15 protein-coding genes are annotated in these 19,056 nt (G+C 49.8%); 6 read left to right on the forward strand and 9 right to left on the reverse strand.

Annotated elements, in window-relative coordinates:
* Window positions 1-17: 17 nt before the first annotated feature.
* A complete protein-coding gene (locus tag QWY20_RS07295) occupies window positions 18-788 on the reverse strand; it encodes a hypothetical protein (protein ID WP_330128357.1) in 771 nt (256 codons plus the stop codon).
* Between the two features lie 37 nt (window positions 789-825).
* Window positions 826-1,599, reverse strand: coding sequence for a sensor histidine kinase (locus QWY20_RS07300; RefSeq protein ID WP_330128358.1), 774 nt, complete (start codon window positions 1,597-1,599; stop codon window positions 826-828).
* Window positions 1,600-1,696: 97 nt separating this feature from the next.
* Between QWY20_RS07300 and cysB the strand changes: the two genes are divergently transcribed.
* On the forward strand, window positions 1,697-2,674 hold the full coding sequence (gene cysB / locus QWY20_RS07305; protein ID WP_330128359.1) for an HTH-type transcriptional regulator CysB: 978 nt from the start codon (window positions 1,697-1,699) through the stop codon (window positions 2,672-2,674).
* A gap of 122 nt (window positions 2,675-2,796) precedes the next feature.
* On the forward strand, window positions 2,797-3,699 hold the full coding sequence (locus QWY20_RS07310; RefSeq protein WP_330128360.1) for a LysR substrate-binding domain-containing protein: 903 nt from the start codon (window positions 2,797-2,799) through the stop codon (window positions 3,697-3,699).
* Window position 3,700: 1 nt separating this feature from the next.
* On the opposite strand, the gene rimO is transcribed toward QWY20_RS07310, so the two are convergent.
* Window positions 3,701-5,017, reverse strand: a complete 1,317-nt coding sequence (gene rimO / locus QWY20_RS07315; RefSeq protein ID WP_330128361.1) for a 30S ribosomal protein S12 methylthiotransferase RimO — start codon at window positions 5,015-5,017, stop codon at window positions 3,701-3,703.
* Between the two features lie 201 nt (window positions 5,018-5,218).
* On the opposite strand from rimO, the gene QWY20_RS07320 reads away from it, so the two are divergent.
* Entirely contained in the window at window positions 5,219-6,874 is a 1,656-nt protein-coding gene (locus QWY20_RS07320) for a response regulator (protein ID WP_330128362.1), read from the forward strand.
* 47 nt (window positions 6,875-6,921) lie between these two features.
* On the opposite strand, the gene QWY20_RS07325 is transcribed toward QWY20_RS07320, so the two are convergent.
* The gene (locus QWY20_RS07325) at window positions 6,922-9,498 is read right to left on the reverse strand and encodes a TonB-dependent receptor (RefSeq protein WP_330128363.1); all 2,577 of its coding nucleotides are present in this window, start codon (window positions 9,496-9,498) and stop codon (window positions 6,922-6,924) included.
* 444 nt (window positions 9,499-9,942) lie between these two features.
* On the opposite strand from QWY20_RS07325, the gene QWY20_RS07330 reads away from it, so the two are divergent.
* Complete coding sequence (locus QWY20_RS07330; protein WP_330128364.1) at window positions 9,943-10,614, forward strand: TetR/AcrR family transcriptional regulator; 672 nt, start codon at window positions 9,943-9,945, stop codon at window positions 10,612-10,614.
* Window positions 10,615-10,623: 9 nt separating this feature from the next.
* Entirely contained in the window at window positions 10,624-12,906 is a 2,283-nt protein-coding gene (locus tag QWY20_RS07335) for an acyl-CoA dehydrogenase (protein ID WP_330128365.1), read from the forward strand.
* Between the two features lie 55 nt (window positions 12,907-12,961).
* Here the strand turns inward: QWY20_RS07335 and QWY20_RS07340 are convergent, their stop codons facing one another.
* Window positions 12,962-14,002 (reverse strand): Leu/Phe/Val dehydrogenase, encoded by a 1,041-nt coding sequence (locus QWY20_RS07340; protein WP_330128366.1) that lies wholly within the window; start codon window positions 14,000-14,002, stop codon window positions 12,962-12,964.
* A gap of 246 nt (window positions 14,003-14,248) precedes the next feature.
* Here QWY20_RS07340 and QWY20_RS07345 point away from each other — a divergent pair, with 246 nt between their 5' ends.
* Window positions 14,249-14,665 carry a DUF4826 family protein gene (locus QWY20_RS07345; RefSeq protein ID WP_330128367.1) on the forward strand — a complete coding sequence of 139 codons (417 nt, stop codon included), beginning with the start codon at window positions 14,249-14,251 and terminating at the stop codon, window positions 14,663-14,665.
* A gap of 54 nt (window positions 14,666-14,719) precedes the next feature.
* Here the strand turns inward: QWY20_RS07345 and QWY20_RS07350 are convergent, their stop codons facing one another.
* From QWY20_RS07350 to mnmA, 4 genes are read right to left on the reverse strand one after another with little or no spacing between them, the layout of a single operon-like run.
* The gene (locus QWY20_RS07350) at window positions 14,720-15,874 is read right to left on the reverse strand and encodes a ribosomal protein uL16 3-hydroxylase (protein WP_330128368.1); all 1,155 of its coding nucleotides are present in this window, start codon (window positions 15,872-15,874) and stop codon (window positions 14,720-14,722) included.
* A 17-nt stretch (window positions 15,875-15,891) separates the two neighbouring features.
* Window positions 15,892-17,262: an adenylosuccinate lyase gene (purB, locus tag QWY20_RS07355; protein WP_330128369.1), complete on the reverse strand. Its 1,371-nt coding sequence runs from the start codon at window positions 17,260-17,262 to the stop codon at window positions 15,892-15,894.
* A 32-nt stretch (window positions 17,263-17,294) separates the two neighbouring features.
* The gene (hflD, locus tag QWY20_RS07360) at window positions 17,295-17,915 is read right to left on the reverse strand and encodes a high frequency lysogenization protein HflD (protein ID WP_330128370.1); all 621 of its coding nucleotides are present in this window, start codon (window positions 17,913-17,915) and stop codon (window positions 17,295-17,297) included.
* 3 nt (window positions 17,916-17,918) lie between these two features.
* Window positions 17,919-19,037 (reverse strand): tRNA 2-thiouridine(34) synthase MnmA, encoded by a 1,119-nt coding sequence (mnmA, locus tag QWY20_RS07365; protein ID WP_330128371.1) that lies wholly within the window; start codon window positions 19,035-19,037, stop codon window positions 17,919-17,921.
* Window positions 19,038-19,056 lie beyond the last annotated feature (19 nt).

Here is a 19,056-nt window from a genome sequence, read left to right on the forward strand (position 1 = left end):
ACCAGCTTCGGCTGGTTTTACCATTTGCGTTTTGGTGCGAACAACTCGTCCAAATCTTTGTTTTCTTGTTGTGCTTTTTTGTCCCGATCACGCTGATTGCTGTTTTTCAGTTCATCGGAAATTTCCTGCAGAGATTGCATCACCTCGGATTTGCGTGTAACTACGTATTCCGTTTGATGGGGAGAACCATCTAATGCATGCAATGCTTTTTCGAAATACTGCCGGGCCGAGCCGAGCATCTGAGTTGAGCGTGCCTTCATGCCACGTTTAATCTGGCTTTCAACGTTGATACGGAGTTGTAAGGCTTCAAGCCGTTTATCTTCCTGAATGACCACCTGAGTATCGACATTGCCTCTGGCATGCTCTGAGCGCAAAATCAGACGTAATTTTTTGATACCCTGGATCAGAGATATCAGCAGCTTATCATCATCTGGTAGGCTAATCCCTTCTGGCACCTGTGCTTCACTTGCTTCGCTGTCAAAGCTTTTTAAACGGTTCTGCGTTTCACTAAGACGATTCTTAATGTCTTTCGAGCCAGGCTCCAGTTCCGCCATCGCTTTCAGGGTAAAAGCGATACGTCGCAGTAAGACCTGACTGATCGCAGGGGTAAGTGGTACATTGGCAGCGTTGATCAAGATATCTTCAGTATCTTCCAAGATGGTACGTAGCTTACTAAATTCGGCTCGTTTTAAAGCTGCCATCCGGTTGCGATGCTGCTGCACTGCATTGACGATGACAGCGATAATCACCAGGGCGATAACCAAAATGATGATCAAAGTTAATAACATCTACACCTCGAAATCGTTATAAGTAGCGACAGACTACTTAGGGCAGTTGCAACGTAAAGACACCACCACCGAACTTACCCCCATTGGTCAGAGCAATCTGACCAAGCTGACCTTGATGTTGATGGGCTGAAGCGATTAAGTGTGCAAAAAACAGGCCAAGGCCAGTATGGCCACGGCTTAGCTCAACCTTGTTCATTAATTGCTTACTATCAGTCAGCATATTTTCCGGAAAACCTGTACCATCATCATGGACTTCAATCACCAGCATGTGCTCAGATAAATAAGCGCAAATATACAATCGTTCTTGAGTATAGCGTATTGCATTCACCACAATATCATTCAGCAGATTGGTGATGAGATCACGATCTAAAAACCAGTGCAGTTCATCATCACAATCAATCTGAAGCTCTATCTGTTTCTGCGCAATGTACAGTTCATTTTTTAATTGGATTTCTTCCAGCAGATCGCAAAGATAGTAATCATCCACTTGCAGTGGCAGTTGTGCGCGCTCGAGGCGATACAAAGAAAGCAGTTGCAACAGATTGGTATTTAAACGGTTGGCTTCATAATGAATTTTTGCCAGTTCTTGTTGTGAATCCGGTGCTTTTTCTGCCAATTCAGTATGCATGAGTTCAATGGATTGCAGCAGCATGCATAGCGAGTTTTTCATGTCATGAACTGATGAAGCAAGGACAGAGGCAAAGTCAATTGGCAGTGGTGATTTGCTCATAGCAGGTTCTTTCCAGCAGAGGTTAGCACTTAAACTACTCGAAAAATGGTTTTTCGTACAGTCGATGCCTACTCTTTCCATGTTTTTTTAGCTACTATTGGTTATAGAACAATACAGTATCCTAAGTGAACTGGAATATCCAGCAACTTGCCCCAGCCTTGTGACAGGGAACCGACCGATGAAACTCCAGCAATTGCGCTATATTGTCGAGGTACTTAACCATAACCTGAATGTATCAGCCACCGCTGAAAGTTTATTTACCTCACAGCCGGGCATCAGCAAACAAGTCAGAATGCTGGAAGATGAGTTGGGGATCCAGGTCTTTGGCCGCAGCGGCAAGCATTTAACCCATGTCACTCCTGCCGGTAAAGAAGTGATTGAGATTGCGCAGCAGATCCTGGCCAAGGTAGAAAGCATCAAAGCGGTTGCCAAGGAACATACCTTACCCGATCAGGGCAAGCTAAACATAGCCACTACCCATACCCAGGCACGCTATGCGCTGCCGCCGGTGATCGGTGGTTTTATCAATAAATACCCTAAGGTGACCCTGCACATGCATCAGGGCTCTCCCCAGCAGATTTCAGAAGCTGCTTCCCGCGGGGATGCGGATTTTGCCATTGCTACAGAAGCCATGCACTTGTATGGTGATCTGGTGATGTTGCCTTGTTATCACTGGAATCGCAGCATCATTGTGAAACCTGAGCATCCTTTAGCAAAGTTGTCGCGTAAATTGACGGTAGAAGATATAGCGCAGTACTCGATTGTTACTTATGTATTTGGCTTTACCGGGCGCTCTGAGCTTGATAAAGCGTTTAATGCCTGTGGTCTGGAGCCAAAAATTGTTTTCACGGCTACCGATGCCGATGTGCTGAAAACCTATGTCCGGCTTGGCCTGGGAGTGGGTGTTTTAGCCACCATGGCCATTGATCCTGTGTTGGATAAGGATTTAGTGGCACTGGATGCCAGTCACTTATTTGAAGCGTCCACCACAAAAATTGGCTTTCGCAAAGGCGCTTTTCTACGCAGTTATATGTATGATTTCATTCAACGTTTTGCACCGCACCTGACTAAGGATGTGGTCGAAAAAGCCAATTTACTGCGTAATCAGGATGAGATTGATGCAATGTTTGCCGCTTTTGATTTACCCAACCGCTAATAGCTTCATGATGGCTGCCTAATTTTATATTTAGACGTCTGGATGTTGATACGTCTTCTTTTGCCGGTTATGATAGCTAGCATCCATGGCACATCGCCGGTAGCCAATGAAGACAACTTATCATGATTGAGTTAAAGCACCTCAGAGCCATCCAAGCCTTACGTGACACCGGCTCGGTGAGCGCTGCTGCACAGCTGTTGTGCCTTTCTCAATCTGCACTATCGCATCAACTGAAAGAGCTGGAACAGCGACTGGAGCAGGGGCTGTTTGCCCGCAAAACCGAGCCGCTGGAGTTTTTACCAGCAGGGCAGGTGCTATTGCAACTAGCTGAGCGGGTGTTACCGGCCATACGCAGTGCTGAGGAGCAGTTAAAGCAAGGAATGAAGGAGACGAGCAGCGAAATCCGGTTTTGTGTCGAGTGCCACGCTTGCTACCACTGGTTGTTGCCTGCTATCAAAGCTTTTTTACAGCAAGAACCTGGTTTAGCACTGGATCTATCTGCCACTATTCAACATCAGGCCATCGAAGCATTGCTGCAAGATGAACTGGATCTGGTGGTAACCAGCGATCAACGCTTATTGCAGCATATCCATTACCATTATCTGTATCCGATGGAGCTGCGCTTGTTGGTCAGTCCCGAGCACCCTTTGGCCAATCAGACCTGGTTAAAGCCTGCTCAATTGATGCAAGAAACTATCTTCAGCTATCCGGTACCACAGCAGCGACAAGATCTGTTTCGGTTTTTTTTAACCCAGCACGCTTTTCATGGGCGGGTGAAACCCATTGCCCAAGGCAGCCAGATGATTCAGCAGGTTGCAGCAAACCAAGGCGTTGCAGTGTTACCTGCCTGGATGGCTGAACCCTACTTGCAACAAGGCTTGATCGTTTCCTTGGGGTTGGGTGAGCAGGGCTTGTGGCGTCCTATGTACCTGGCCTGGCGGCAGCAAGATCGGCTGGAGCCTGCTTACCAACGGCTAGCAGCACTGTTGCAGCAGCAGTTGCCACAACAGGCTAAACCGTTGTGAGTTAAACCAGTCGCTCGGCCCAAAGATCGTAGGCATCGGTGCGCGTTACTTCCACCTGGACCAGCATTCCTGGACTAAGATCAGCTGCATTATCCAGATAAACCACACCGTCAATTTCCGGTGCATCGGCTGCGCTGCGGCCAACGGCACCATCGGCAGTGACCTCATCAATCAAAATAGTCAGTTGCTGGCCAACTTTTCGCTCTAACCTGGCAGCGCTAATGGCCTGCTGGGTTTGCATAAAGCGGTGATAACGCTCTTCTTTTATAGCTTCTGGTACAGGATCGGCTAAGTCATTGGCTTTAGCACCATCCACCGGGCTGTATTTAAAGCAACCAACCCGATCCAGCTGTGCTTCTTGCAACCAGTCGAGCAGCAATTGAAAATCCTCTTCCGTCTCGCCAGGAAAGCCGACAATAAAGGTAGAACGAATGGTTAAATCCGGGCAGATTTCCCGCCATTTTTTGATCCGCTCTAAAGTGCGCTCTGCCTGGCCCGGGCGTTTCATCAGTTTCAGGATCCGTGGGCTGGCATGCTGGAATGGAATATCCAGATAGGGCAGCAACTTACCTTCGGCCATTAATGGAATGACCTGATCCACATGCGGGTAGGGGTAAACATAGTGTAGGCGAACCCAAATACCGAGCTCCGTCAGTGCCTGGCACAGCGCCAACATGTCGGTTTTGACTGGCTGACCATTCCAGAAACCGGTCCGGTGCTTTACATCGACACCATAAGCACTGGTATCCTGTGAAATCACCAGCAATTCTTTCACGCCAGCATTTTTCAGCCGTTGCGCTTCATCCAGCACTTCACCTATCGGCCGGCTGACCAAATCGCCGCGCATGGATGGAATGATGCAGAAGGTGCAACGGTGATTACAGCCTTCAGATATCTTTAAGTAGGCATAGTGACGTGGGGTTAACTTCACACCCTGATCCGGTACCAGCATGGTAAAGGGGTCGTATTTGGGTTTGGGGATAAAGCTGTGCACCTGCTGCAGCACGTTTTCATAGGCATGCGGCCCGGTAATACCAAGCACATTGGGGTGAACCTGGCGAATTTCATCTTCCCGTGCACCAAGGCAGCCGGTAACAATCACTTTGCCGTTTTCGGTCAGTGCTTCGCCAATGGTATCCAGTGACTCTTGTACTGCACTGTCGATAAATCCACAGGTATTTACAATGACCAGCTCAGCATCGTGGTAAGTCGGTACGATTTGATAGCCATCGCTTTTTAACTGAGTAAGAATGCGCTCAGAATCGACCAGATTCTTCGGGCATCCTAAACTGACAAATCCGACTTTAGGCTGTGACATGATGGACCACCGTGCTGATAAAAGGTCGCGTATTTTACTTGAATATCTGGTTGAACACCAGTGATGCACTTGTTCTGGTTGGGTCTGGAGCGTGACAAACACTGCGACAACTTTCACATGGCTTTCACGCAGGTGAGCGCATATACTCAATAAATGCATTCATTTTAGCTGACTAGAACAGATCAAAGGAGCTCTGAAGGCATGGAAAAAGCGGATTTAAGCAGGCTTGAAGCTCTTAAAGTATTGATTGTGGATGATCAGTATCTGGTGCACAACGTGCTCAAGGAAGCTTTTGATGAACTGGGGATCCGACAACTTAAATACGCTGAGAATGCGTATTATGCCTTGCGCTTATGTGAGCAGCATCGCTTTCATATTGTGATTTGTGCTTTTAATGTCAAAAGTGATAAGGATGGTTTTCACCTGTTGGAAGAGCTGAAGTTCAAAGGGTATGTCAATAAACGTACCGTGCTCATTTTCTTGAGTGCTGAAACGGATGAAAGCCTGGTGAATAGCATTGTTGAGTTGCAACCGGATGATTTCTGGGTAAAGCCGCTCGATAGAGCCAGGGTGAAACAGCGTTTGCCCTTGGTTTTAAACGTTAAGCGGACTCTGTTTGATGTGTATGAAGCCATTGACTTAAAGAACTATAGTAAAGCGATTTACCAGGCCGATAGGCATCTGTTAAATCCTAAATTGTCTCGCTTTCATCTGCAGTTGCTGCGGATGAAAGGAGAAGCTTTGCTTAAGTTGCAGGAGTTTGAAGATGCGGAGCGCTTTTACCTTGAGTTAATGCAGAAGCATCACATGTCCTGGGTACACCTGGGTTATGTCAATGCCTTGCTAAAGCAAGATAAGATGCAGCAAATAGAAGTATTATTGACTGAGATGACCGACCGGATCGATACTCGCTTTGCTACCTACGACTTACTGGCTCAATATTACATTGAACGTCAGGATTTCGATCGAGCCTATGAAGAGATAAAAAAAGCCGTCGCTTTAGCCCCGCGAAATATTGAACGTAACAAGAAAGTGTGGGATCTGGCACGGTTAACACACGACTTTGAAGGCCAGTACCTGGCCACTCAGGCCATGGCAAAACATGCTAAAAACTCCTTGCATGATTCTCCTGTGTTGGCGCTAAATGTGATACGCGCTGGTTTGGATTTAGCGCAAACCTTGAGCAATGACCGTTCAAAGAAGCTGCTGCAGCAAACCGACCGCCATATTCAGGCTTTGGAAAAAGACTACAAAGATGCTGCTTTGTTTAAGGAACAAATTACTATCGCCAAAGCGCGCTTGTTACTGGCAAACGATGAGCGGAAAAAGGCTGAGAATTTAATTGATTTGCATGTGTCTGTAAGACCAATCATATCGCTGGATGATAACCTGGATAAAGCGAAAGTCTTCCATGAGCTAGGGCGGCGGGAGGAAGCTGCTTTGATCATGGATGCAGTAAAGAAGCAAATTTCATCCGATAACCTGACAGGTCTGGTTGTGAAGAAGTACGTTGAGCAAGAGTGTGATGAACAGGAGCGGGTGCATTTCACGCCCAAGCAATTGCAAAGTATGGCGGTAGAGTTCTTTAAAAAGAAAAAATATGGTGCCGCGTTATCAGCATTGGAACAGGCCATGGAGCTGATGCCCAAAAATAACAAAATTCCGATCAGTGTTCTTAAGGTGCTGGCTTTGATGTTTGAAGAAGGTGGTTTGTCTGCCAGTCAAAAAGAGCTAGCACTAAGAACGGTCTCCTTGTTGGATAAAAGTGAGCTATTGGATGAGGAGTTGCAAAATGTGGTTCAGTATAAAGAGCGTTTGAGCCTGGTATTGGCTCAGGCCATGTTGCCTATGGAATAAAAAAGGGGCCACAAGGGCCCCAAGCTTACCAGGAGAAACGAAATCCGTTAAAAGTTGTAGGTATAACGCAAGGTATACGTTGTACCCAGCCAATCATGCACCGAGCTGGCATAGCCATCAGTTGGTGAGGAGGCGTAGGGTGGGTTTTTGTCTGTCAGGTTGCGCACCGCCAGTTGCAGCCGGCCGTAATCGCCAAAGTCATAGCCTGCGCTGGCATTGAACACCAACCAGGACGACACCGTCTCATTACCGCCCCAGCGGAAGTCACCGTCACCCAGGCTGGCGATGTAGTTCGCTGTAAGTCCCAGACTCCAGTTACCATGGCGCCAGTCGGTGCCAAAATCGGCCACCAGATCGGGCCGCGCGATTTCATTGGCACCGCTTAACCGGCCCAGTAAATCTTGTGGCGCACTGTCAGGCGTGATTTGACGCTCATAGCTGAAGGTTTTGGTGGCGTTGGCAAAGAAGTTAAAGCGTCCATAATCACCAGTATCCAGGCGGTAGTTCAGTTTCAGATCCAGACCATCGGTCTTTTGCTTACCTACGTTAAAGAAGCCGGTACGCAGAAAGACCAGATCGCCATCGCCACTGATCACACAACCAAAGCCAGGCAAGTCTGCTTCATCGGTTACCGTTGGCGCTGAACCACTGAGACAGTTACGGAGCGTGGTATTAGCATCCACATCGACAATGTCTTTGTGTTCGTAGCGCCAGTAATCTGCGGTGAGTTGCAGGTTATCGGTCAGGTTCCAGGAGAAGCCGATATTGACAGCTTCAGAGCTTTCAGCACCGAGATCCGGATTACCACGGGTTTCCTGATCGAAACTGACTTCATCATCGAAGTTGCCGCACAAAGCATCAAATTCTTCGCCTGCACCACAGTTGATGTAACCCGTGGCCAACGCCCGGCCTGCACCGAGTTGCGACAGCGATGGTGCTCTGAAGCCAGTACTCCAGGACGCGCGTAGGATCAACGCATCAGTGGCTCGCCAACGCAATGACAGCTTCGGATTGACATCACCACCAAAGTCGCTGTAATGGTCGTAACGGATGGCAGCAATGGCATCGATATCGTCGGTGATCGGCAGGTTAAACTCGCCATAAAGCGCATACTGATTCCGATCAGCCTGAGCATCACGGGCACCTAAACCGTAAACACCGTCAGCTGCGGCAATAGGAGCAGGGGTATCTTTGATGTCTTCCGAGCGGTACTCGCCACCAAACACGGAGCTGACAAAACCGGCTGGCAGTTCAAACAACTCACCCGAGACGTTAAAATCGAAGCTGTAGGTTTCTGAGCGTCCGCGCCGTGGAGCTTCGCTACGCAGTGCGGCCAGGGTTGACTCGCTATTATCACGTCCCAGATTAAAGGGGTTGTAACTTTGATTGGCAATACCGGCCAGTACCGCATCGCGGTTAAAGTAGCCACGAATATGGCGTACTTCATTTTCTGTCACACCATAGGTCGCCGCGGTCTCCCAAAACCAGTCACCGGCTTCACCGCGTAAACCAGCGAGTACCCGGAAAGACTCGGTATCGTAAGCTTGTTGCCGACGCTCAGGAAAGCGGGTACGGACGATGATGGTGCTGTCGTTCGGGTTCAGTTCGCGCACATAATCCGGCACCAGGCTGGAGTTTGCGGCCACATTGACAGTGTATGCTGTGGCTGAGTCGTAGGCCGACCCTTTATTGCGCTGATACATCCCTTCCGCAAACAGCTCCATGTTGTTATCGAGCTGCTGCAGATGACTTAAGGTGACACCCAGGCGTTCGGTTTCCGGCTGAATGGCACGCTCCATCACGTAGTCGTAGCGACACTCGGTGCCGCCACGAACGGTATCGTCACCACACCAGGTTTCCGGAAAATTCTGACCATCGATGCCCAGTGAGGTGCGAAGCGCAAAGGTCACATCAATGGGCCGATCGGCATTAAACAGTGCTTTTCGGTCGAAGTAATCCACCACCAGCGTGGTATTGCTGTTGGCGGTATTAAAGCCACCGACATAGGTCAGGTTATAGCGACCAAAGTCACTGCTCTTGGTATCGTTGCCGTACATCACGGAGATTTCATGGCCTTCGACATCATCTCGTAAGATAAAGTTGATGACACCGGCAATGGCGTCAGAGCCATACACTGAAGACGCACCATCGGTCAGTACTTCAATGCGCTCAATGGCCGACATTGGGATGGTATTGACGTTGACAAAAGAGTCAGCGCCATTGGCGAAAGAGTCGACGGCAACCCGGCGGCCATTCACCAATACCAGCGTCGAACTGCTGCCAAGGCCACGTAAACTCACGCCCGATGAACCCGCAGGAGCTCCGGCTGCAGTCGCTGTAGCGCCATTTTCACTGAAGGTACCGGCACTGGCGGCTTGTGGTAAATCACGCAAAAATGCACTGACGCTGTCATAGCCCCGACTTTCTAATTCGTCACGGCTGATAATTTGTACCGGGTTTGCGCCCTCCATATCGACGCCTTTCAAGCGCGAGCCGGTAATGGCAATGCGCTCAACATCTTTAGCTTGAGCTTCGGCTTCATCAGCGTGCAGCCCTTGCAGACCAAAGAGGGCAGTTAGCGTTGCTAATGCAACTTTGCTGACTCCAGTGGTGATTGTTTTCATGCTTCTTCCTCACTTTGCTTTATTGGCTGCCGTAAAGCGGCAGTCTGATAGTTAAAGCTGTGCCAGTTGCAATGGCTGGATCAAGGTCGCAGCAACAAATGCAAGCAGGTGCGGTGAAGAGCAGGCGCTTTGAAAAGAAGGCTACTAAGCAATCACACCACTGTTTGGCACAGCGGTATGGCTAATTGTTGAACCACTCGGACAAGTAGTAGGGGGATACAAAAGGCGAAGCACAATAGCAATGACAGTGCAGCATCTGCAAAGCTGACATAAAGCTTCTCCTTTGGTTGGGAAATACACAGTGGCTATAAACTCGCTTAATTGTTAATAGCTGTCAACCCCTTTTTTCAGTACCGCTTCTGCTTTGTCAACTCATCGGATTAGTTCTTGACAGGATTTTGATTCAAACGTACATTTCAAACATGCGTTTGAAATGAGGGGCCTATGAGTCGAGTTCAGACCCAACAAAAAATCCTGGATGCTGCTGAAAGCCTGTTTGCCGAAACGGGCTTTAACGACACCTCGTTGCGGCAAATTACCAGCCGGGCGGAAGTTAATCTGGCGGCAGTAAATTACCATTTTGGCTCAAAAAAAGCTTTGATCCAGGCAGTATTGCAGCGGTATCTACAGGTCGTGATGCCCAGGCTGGAGCAACAATTTGAAGGGTTGTTAGCTAAACAAAAACCAACGCAGTTGCCCGAGGTGCTGGCTGTCTTTGTGCAGCCATTGCTGGAGCTTGAACAGATAAAGCGTCAGGGCACCACCTTGTTTTTGCAACTGCTGGGGCGGGGCTATACTGATGTGCAGGGCCATCTTCGCAAATTTATCAGTCATCACTATGGCTCAGTGCTGAATAAGTTTGTGTTATTGGTACAACAATCTTGTCCCGGGCTGGACGCTGCCGAGATATTTTGGCGGCTGCATTTCTCGCTGGGAACCGTGGTATTCACCATGGCCTCCAGCGAAGCTTTGTTTGATATTGCGGCGGCGGATTATCAGCAGCAAGCGGATATTGAAAGTGTGATTCGGCGGTTATTGCCTTATCTGGCGGCAGGTATAGCTGCACCAGTGATGTATCCTGAACAACTAAACTCCATGGCACATGTTGCCCACTAAGGACCAACCATGACTTTGTTATTGATTCTTGTGATTACGCTGGCGCTATTACTTGGCGTAACACCCATCCGCCGGGCGCTGATTTCTGCTCCTGTGTTTAAGGTATTCAAGAAAATTTTGCCGCCGTTATCAGAAACAGAGCAGCAGGCGATGGAGGCAGGCGATGTCTGGTGGGATGGGGATCTATTCCAAGGCAAGCCAGACTGGCAAAAGCTGCATCAGTTTCCAAAGCCTAAGCTGAACGACGAAGAACAAGCCTTTATGGACGAGCAGGTAGAAACCTTGTTGGCCATGCTGGACGATTATGACATTGTGCAAAAGAAGCGCGACCTGCCGGAAAAGGTCTGGGAGTATCTGAAGCAGGAAGGCTTTTTTGCCATGATTATCCCGAAGAGCTATGGTGGTCGTGGCTTTTCCGCCATCGCCAATTCCACCATTGTTTCACGTATTGCCAGTCGCAGCCTGACAGCGGCAGTGACGGTGATGGTACCTAACTCCTTGGGCCCTGGCGAATTGTTGATGCACTATGGCACCGATCAACAAAAAGATTATTGGTTGCCGCGTTTAGCCGATGGCCGCGATGTCCCTTGTTTTGCTCTGACTGGTCCTGAAGCTGGTTCGGATGCCGGTGGTATTCCGGATACGGGGATTGTGTGTCGCGGTGAGTTTGAAGGCAAAGAAGTCACTGGTATCCGCTTAAACTGGGATAAACGTTATATTACTTTGTCACCGGTTGCGACGGTGCTCGGCCTGGCCTTTAAAATGTTTGATCCTGAAGGCTTACTGGGCGATAAGAAAGATATTGGTATTACCTGTGCCTTAATCCCAACTTCGCACCCTGGGGTGGAGATTGGTGATCGTCATTTCCCGATGGGCATGGCCTTTATGAATGGCACCACCTACGGCAAGGATGTCTTTATTCCGCTTGACTGGATCATCGGTGGTCCGGATTATGCCGGACGTGGTTGGCGCATGTTGGTGGAGTGTTTGTCTGCAGGCCGAGGTATTTCGCTGCCTGCGCTGGCAACGGCTACTGGCCATTTGGCCAGTCGGATGACCGGGGCCTACAGCTACGTCCGTCAACAATTTGGCCTGTCAATTGGCAAGTTCGAAGGAGTGCAGGAAGCCTTTGCCCGTATTGGCGGGCTTACCTATGGTCTGGAAGCCATGCGGGTGATGACGGCAGGGGCGATTGACTTAAAACTAAGCCCTGGCGTGGTGACTGCCATCGCAAAGTACCATATGACGGAAATGTCCCGAACCATTTTAAACGATGCCTTTGATATTCATGCTGGCCGGGCCATTCAATTGGGGCCAAAAAACTATCTGGCGCATGGTTATATGGGGGTGCCAATATCCATCACCGTAGAAGGCGCGAATATTTTAACCCGCAATCTGATGATTTTTGGTCAGGGAGCAACCCGTTGTCATCCTTATGTGCTGGCAGAGCTGCAAGCGGCTGCCAACCCGGATGCTGAGGAGGGTTTAAAGCAATTCGATGGTCTGCTATTGCGCCATGTTGGCTTTGCGCTTGGCAATACGTTCAGCTGTCTCTGGCAAGGACTAACCGCAGCCGCCTTTAATAAAAGCCCGATGGCCGGGGAAACGGCGCGCTATTACAAGCAATTAAGTCGTATGAGCCGTGCTTTGGCACTGACGGCAGACATCTCGATGCTGATGCTGGGCGGTGATTTAAAACGCAAAGAAATGCTGTCAGCTCGATTAGGGGATGTGCTAAGCCAGTTGTATATGGCTTCAGCGGTGCTCAAGTTCTACGAAGACAATGGTCGTCAGCAAGCCGATCTGCCGTTTGTGCATTATAATCTGCAGCGTTCCCTAGCAGAGATAGGCCGTGCTTTTGATGGTTTCTTTGCCAACTTCCCATCCAGAGTAGTCGCGGTGTTATTGAAGCGATTGATTTTCCCATTTGGTATTGGCTACAAGATGCCAGCCGATGATATCTGCATGGATATTTGTGATGCACTGTCCAAGCCTGGCGTGATCCGCGATCGTCTGACCCATCTGTGCTACATTGGCGAAGGTGAGCAGGATCCAACCGGTTTAATGGAGCAGGCGTTTATCGAAATGCATCAGGCTCAACCGCAGTTAAAAGCTATTTTGCTGGCACAGCGTGATGGTAAAATCAGCCGCAAAGTACCGATGGAGCAAGCGATCACGGAAGCAGAAGCGGCTGGTATTGTCACCGCCGAGCAGGCAGAGCAGCTGCATCATATGAACAAGCTACGCTTTGAAGCCATCAGTGTTGATAGCTTCAAACAAGGTGAGCTCTAACAGCCTATAAAGCAAAAAAGGACCCGCGGGTCCTTTTTTTATGGCAGGCAACCAATCAACGGCCTTTGGCGATAATCTCCTGCGCCATAATATCGGCTACCAGATGAGTGGATTTTTGCTCATTGTCGGCGCGCTGGAATATTTGCAGCAAGGTATCGTAAATTTGGTTGACCTTGGCTGTGGCGTCATCGGCGTTGTAACCTTCCGGCCGCATTTCCATGTACACATTGATGATGCCGCCAGCGTTGATGACGTAATCCGGCGCATATAAGATGCCGCGTTCACGCAGCATGTCACCATGGCGGGCTTTTTGCAGTTGATTGTTCGCACAGCCTGCCACTACTTTGGCGTTTAATTGTGGAATGGTGTCATCATTTAAGGTTGCCCCTAAAGCACAAGGTGCATAAATATCGACATCCTGGGCATAGATTTCATCCAAAGCGACGGCTGTCGCGCCGAACTGTTTCACCGCTCGCTCAATGGCTTGCTCGTTGATGTCGGTCACAAAAAGCTCCGCGCCTTCTTTGTGCAGATGCTCGCACAAGTAGAATCCCACACTGCCAAGCCCCTGGATGGCGACTTTCAGGCCTTTTAATGAATCCACACCGAACTGATGTTTAGCGGCAGCGCGAATGCCCTGATAGGTACCAATGGCAGTGAAAGGGCCTGGGTTGCCGCTTTTACCTTCCAGGCCAGCCACATAAGGGGTTTCTTTATTGACAATCATAATATCACCGGTGGTGATGTTCACGTCTTCGGCGCTGTAGTAGCTGCCACCCAGACGGTGCAGGTGCCGACCAAAAGCACGAAATAAGGCTTCGGATTTAATGGTTTTGGCATCACCGATGATCACGGACTTACCACCACCGATTGGCAAACCTGCCATGGCATTTTTATAAGTCATGCCCTTGGATAAGCGCAGCACATCGCGGATGGCTTCTTCGTCACTGGCATAATTCCATAACCGGCAGCCACCGACTGCAGGACCTAAAGCGGTGCTGTGTACCGCGATAATGGCTTTTAAACCGGTTGCCTCATCACTGCAAAAGACAACTTGTTCGTGCTGATCAAACTCTGTGTGATTGAATACGGCCACTTTGACTCTCCGCTGGCATAAAAATGATGGATCTGTGCATGGTTATACATGGGTATATAACGGGTGCCAGACCGAATTTTGCGCTGCGCAATGTATCATTTCAGTCTGAGTTACGCCAGTTCTTGTCAGCTTTTTAAGCAGGTCAGACCTGTGTTTGGTGTCATTGCGACATTGGAGACATTAGGCTTGATTGTCATTCGCTGCTGGCATAGAGTAAGTGCCGGTTTAATGAGGTAGATACGAGTAATGAGTGAACAACTGACTGAGCAGCAGCAAAGTGAATGGGTCCGAAACCAGTTTCAAAAAGCCAATGAATACCTGGCATCCAAAGGCATCTTACCTGATCAAGTGGTAGTGAAAGAATCGCGCTATTTGGTCCCCTTGGTCGCGGTGTGGCGTATTAAAAGCCAGGATCGTAAAGAGTATTGGGTATTGACCGGCGACTTGCCGACTGATCACATGGCGCTGAGCGGTGCCAGGGATGCCAAAGATGCTGTCCGTGCTTTTTCGATGCACTGGCAGCTGAAAGCACAGCAAATTCTGGATACACAGCCGGGTGATAAAACCCAGGTTGACTTTGCTAACCTATTGATTAACCGGGCGCATGGTTTGTACGATTTGTTCGACAATGAAGCAATTTGGCAGGCTCAACAATCGGCTTAAGTGTAAAGCCATCCTTACGAAGCCGCCAATGAATGGCGGCTTTTTTCTTTAAGCTTACTCAACAAAATACCAGTAGCCCTGGTTAATCAGTTGAGTGATAAACGCAAGACGCTCTGGGGTTTGCGCGAAGTGGCTGCATTGCTGCGCATCTAACACCGTTTGATCGGTCAGTAAACGGGCGCTATCAAGCTCCGTGGCGGGTAATGGAAAGCGATCACCATTGATAAACAGCTGTATGTCTTCCTCAGCATTGGGCTGTTGGTAACAACAGCGCAAGCCACCCAGGCGCCCCAGTACCGAGCCTTCTTCCAGATACTCGGCAATTTCTTCAGCCTGATAATGCGGATCCGGCTCTTGCAAGTCCAACTCACGCTTGGCCTGAGTGATGTAACTGCCAAACCAGTAACTCAAGAGATCATCGTCTGCCAGCAGTTGCTGCATCAATTGTCGCACCTGGCCTAAGTCGCGGCTGTTGATTTCGCCGGGTGATACGCTGCGTAGCCGGCCGGGATCGCTGAAGCGGGTACCGTCAATCTGAAAGTCGAGCAGGTAATCAGCCAGGCCGCCGATTAAATCTTTCTGCGCCGGAGCACGAAAGCCTACCGAGTAATTCAGGCTGGGATCCAGTGAAACACCATCATGCGGACAACCTGGTGGAATATACAGGATATCGCCAGGCTCCATGACTTCATCAATGCATGCTTGGAATTCAGTGACTTGCAACAAACGTGGGTGAGGACAGAATTGCTCCAGGCTGGCATCGGGCATCCCAACACGCCAACGCCGTTTGCCCATGCCCTGAATGATGAATACATCGTACTGATCCAGATGAGGGCCAACACCTCCACCCGGTGCAGAGTAGCTGACCATCAAATCGTCAATCCGCCAGTTCGGAATAAAGCGAAAAGGCTCCAGCAGTTTGGCTGCATCCGGCTGCCAATAATCGACCGCCTGAACCAACAGAGTCCAGTCTTGTTCGCCGTACTTTTCAAAGCTGTCAAAGGGGCCTTCATCCAGCTGCCAGTTAGCAGCTTGTTTTTGGATTAAGCGGGCATCGACCTGCTCATCCAATGCCAGTCCGGCCAGTTCATCGGCGGAAATGGGATCCTGAAAGTTGGTAAAGCCGCCTTTGATCAGCAGCGGCTTCTGTTGCCAGTAATCTGCCAGAAACTGCTCGACGGTTAGCTTACCGAGGTTCAAGGTGTACATAGTCTGCTCCAAAGCCATTAAGGCAGGCGATCCACCAGGGCGATAGCAGCGCCGATGTAACCGGCCGGAGTAAACTGCATCATCATGGCTTTGCCTTCAGCGGGCATGTCCAACTGGTCAATAAATGCATGCAGGTCGGCTGGTGTAATGCGCTTACCGCGGGTGAGCTCTTTTAATTTTTCGTATGGTTTTTCAATGCCATACTTGCGCATCACCGTTTGTACCGGTTCGGCCAGCAGCTCCCAGTTGGCATCCAATTCGGCCAGCAGGCTGGCTTCGTTGACTTCCAGCTTACTGATGCCTTTTAGAGTGGCTTGATAGGCAATCAGACTGTAGCCAATCCCAACACCCAGATTACGCAATACGGTCGAGTCGGTCAGATCGCGTTGCCAGCGAGAGACCGGTAGCTTGGCTGCCAGATGATCAAAGATAGCATTGGCCAGGCCCAGGTTGCCCTCGGAGTTTTCAAAGTCAATCGGGTTTACTTTGTGTGGCATGGTGGATGAGCCAATTTCACCTGCAACCGTTTTTTGTTTGAAGTGACCCAGTGCAATGTAACCCCAGACATCCCGATCAAAGTCGAGCAGAATGGTATTAAAGCGGGCAATGGCGTCAAACAGCTCGGCGATGTAATCGTGTGGCTCAATCTGGGTGGTGTAGGGGTTCCAGCTTAGCCCTAAACTGGTGACAAACTGTTCTGAAATCTGGTGCCAATCCAGTTCTGGATACGCCGATAAGTGCGCATTGTAGTTACCGACAGCACCGTTAAATTTACCCAGCAGGCTAATGCTGGCAATTTGATCACGTTGCCGCTTCAGCCGCATATAGACGTTGGCCATTTCCTTGCCCATGGTGGTGGGAGAGGCTGGTTGACCATGAGTACGGGCCATCATCGGCACCGTTTTGTAATCAACCGCCAATTGGCGAATGGCATTGAGCAGCTGATCGCAGTATGGAAGGATCACCTGCTCACGCGCATCTTTCAACATCAATCCGTGCGATAAATTGTTGATGTCTTCCGAGGTACAGGCAAAGTGAATGAACTCGGTGACTGCATTTAATTCCGCATTGGCAGTGACTTTTTCTTTAAGCAAGTATTCCACCGCTTTGACATCATGGTTGGTGGTACGCTCAATCTCTTTTACCCGCTCAGCATCGGCCAGACTGAAGTCTGTGACAATCGCATCAAGCAACGCATTGGCCTCAGAACTTAGCTTAGGCACTTCGCCGATGCCATCAATGCTGGCCATCTGTTGCAACCAGCGCACTTCCACGGTCACCCGGTATTTGATCAGGCCAAACTCGCTGAAAAAATCGCGCAGCTCAGTAGTTTTGCTGCCGTAGCGGCCATCCACCGGTGATAAGGCGGTCAGTGCGTTCAGTTCCATGGTGCTTCCTCGTAAACAGTCAATAAAAAGGGTTAGTCTTGCAGCGCCAGTCGCGCTTGGTGAACCAATTGTTTGCGCTTAAACAGCAAGTGCCAGCGGCTGCCTCCTGCCTGGCGCCAGAGTACTGCGGCGCGCACCGCTGCCAGTAATAGAGCGCGTACTTTGTGCTGTACCTGGGTTTGTTTTAACAGTTCTGGCTGGCCTGCAACCTGAATGCGGGTGCCCAGAGTGCTGATGCACTCAATGTAGATATCAGCCATGTTCGACAATAAGGTGTCGTCGGTTATGCTAAAATGCTCCAATTGACGGGCCAATTGTTGCAAGCGTTTACCAAGGGCTGCCATGTTGGAGCCGCTTTTAGCCAAACGCCGTTCCAGCGCCAGTACGGCTACTACATAACGGGTAATTTCGACGTCTTTGTTCGGGTTATCGCCCAGCTGTTGCAACAATACCTGATAACCGCTGCGTAAATGTCGCAGTTCGCCGCCATAAATATCGATCGGGGTATCCGCATCCAGGATGGCAACACTGCCTAACATCAGTTCCAATTGGTCCTGGTCAACTTCTTTGGTTTTGGCGACCGCTTTGACCAGACTGAGCGCCTGGCACAAGGCAGCCAGCGCCATAACTTGGGTAGAAACATTTGCTTGCATAGCTTAATTCAATGCCTTATCAATAATGCCGCCACCAAGGCAGACGTCGTCGAGATAGAAAACGGCCGATTGTCCTGGAGTCACGGCTTTTTGCGGCTGGTCGAAGTTCACCTGCAGTTCTCCGCTCGGAAGCGGGGTGACGGTGCAGGGAATATCGTGCTGACGATAACGGGTTTTCACACTGCAGCGCAACGGTTGGCCAGGGCCCACCCGGTCGACCCAGTGCAGTTGACTGGCGATAAGGCCCTTCGCAAACAGACTGGGATGATCGGCTCCTTGCACCACCAACAGGCGGTTATTGATCAAATCTTTGCCTGCAACGTACCAGGGATCGTCACCACTGTTTTTCAAGCCGCCAATACCCAGGCCTTTGCGCTGACCTAACGTGTGGTACATCAGGCCTTCGTGCTGGCCGATAATCTCGCCTTCGGGGGTCACAATATCACCAGGCTGTGCTGGCAGGTACTTTTGCAAAAAATCTTTGAATTTTCGTTCGCCGATAAAACAAATGCCGGTGCTGTCTTTTTTATCGTGAGTGATAAAGCCTTGCTGTTCGGCGATGGCGCGCACCTCGTGTTTTTCCAGTTCGCCCACCGGAAACAGGGTTTGCGCCACATGCTGTTCGGCCAGCGTGTATAAAAAATAACTCTGGTCTTTGTTTTGATCCAAGCCGCGCAGCAGTTGCCAGTGCCCGTCTGTTTCACGTCGGCGCACATAATGGCCGGTTGCGATGAAATCGGCCTGCAGTGCTTCGGCGGCAAACTCAAGGAAGGCTTTAAACTTAATTTCCTTGTTGCACATGATATCCGGGTTGGGGGTGCGGCCAGCTTTGTATTCAGCCAGAAAGTACTCGAACACCTGATCCCAGTACTCGGCAGCAAAATTGACTTTATGCAGTTTAATGCCCAGCCGGTCACACACCTGCTGCGCATCTGCCATGTCTTCGGCTGCAGCACAGTACTCATCGTTGTCGTCTTCTTCCCAGTTCTTCATAAACAGGGCTTCGACCTGATAGCCTTGCTGCAACAGCAGATAAGCAGAAACCGATGAGTCCACTCCGCCGGACATGCCGACAATGACTTTTTTTGGCGTGGAAGCTGACTTTGGCGTGGAAGCTGACATGAGGCCCTTACAACTCGGA

This window comes from Alkalimonas cellulosilytica, assembly GCF_036325985.1.
GTDB classification, from domain to species: Bacteria; Pseudomonadota; Gammaproteobacteria; order Enterobacterales; family Alteromonadaceae; genus Alkalimonas; species Alkalimonas cellulosilytica.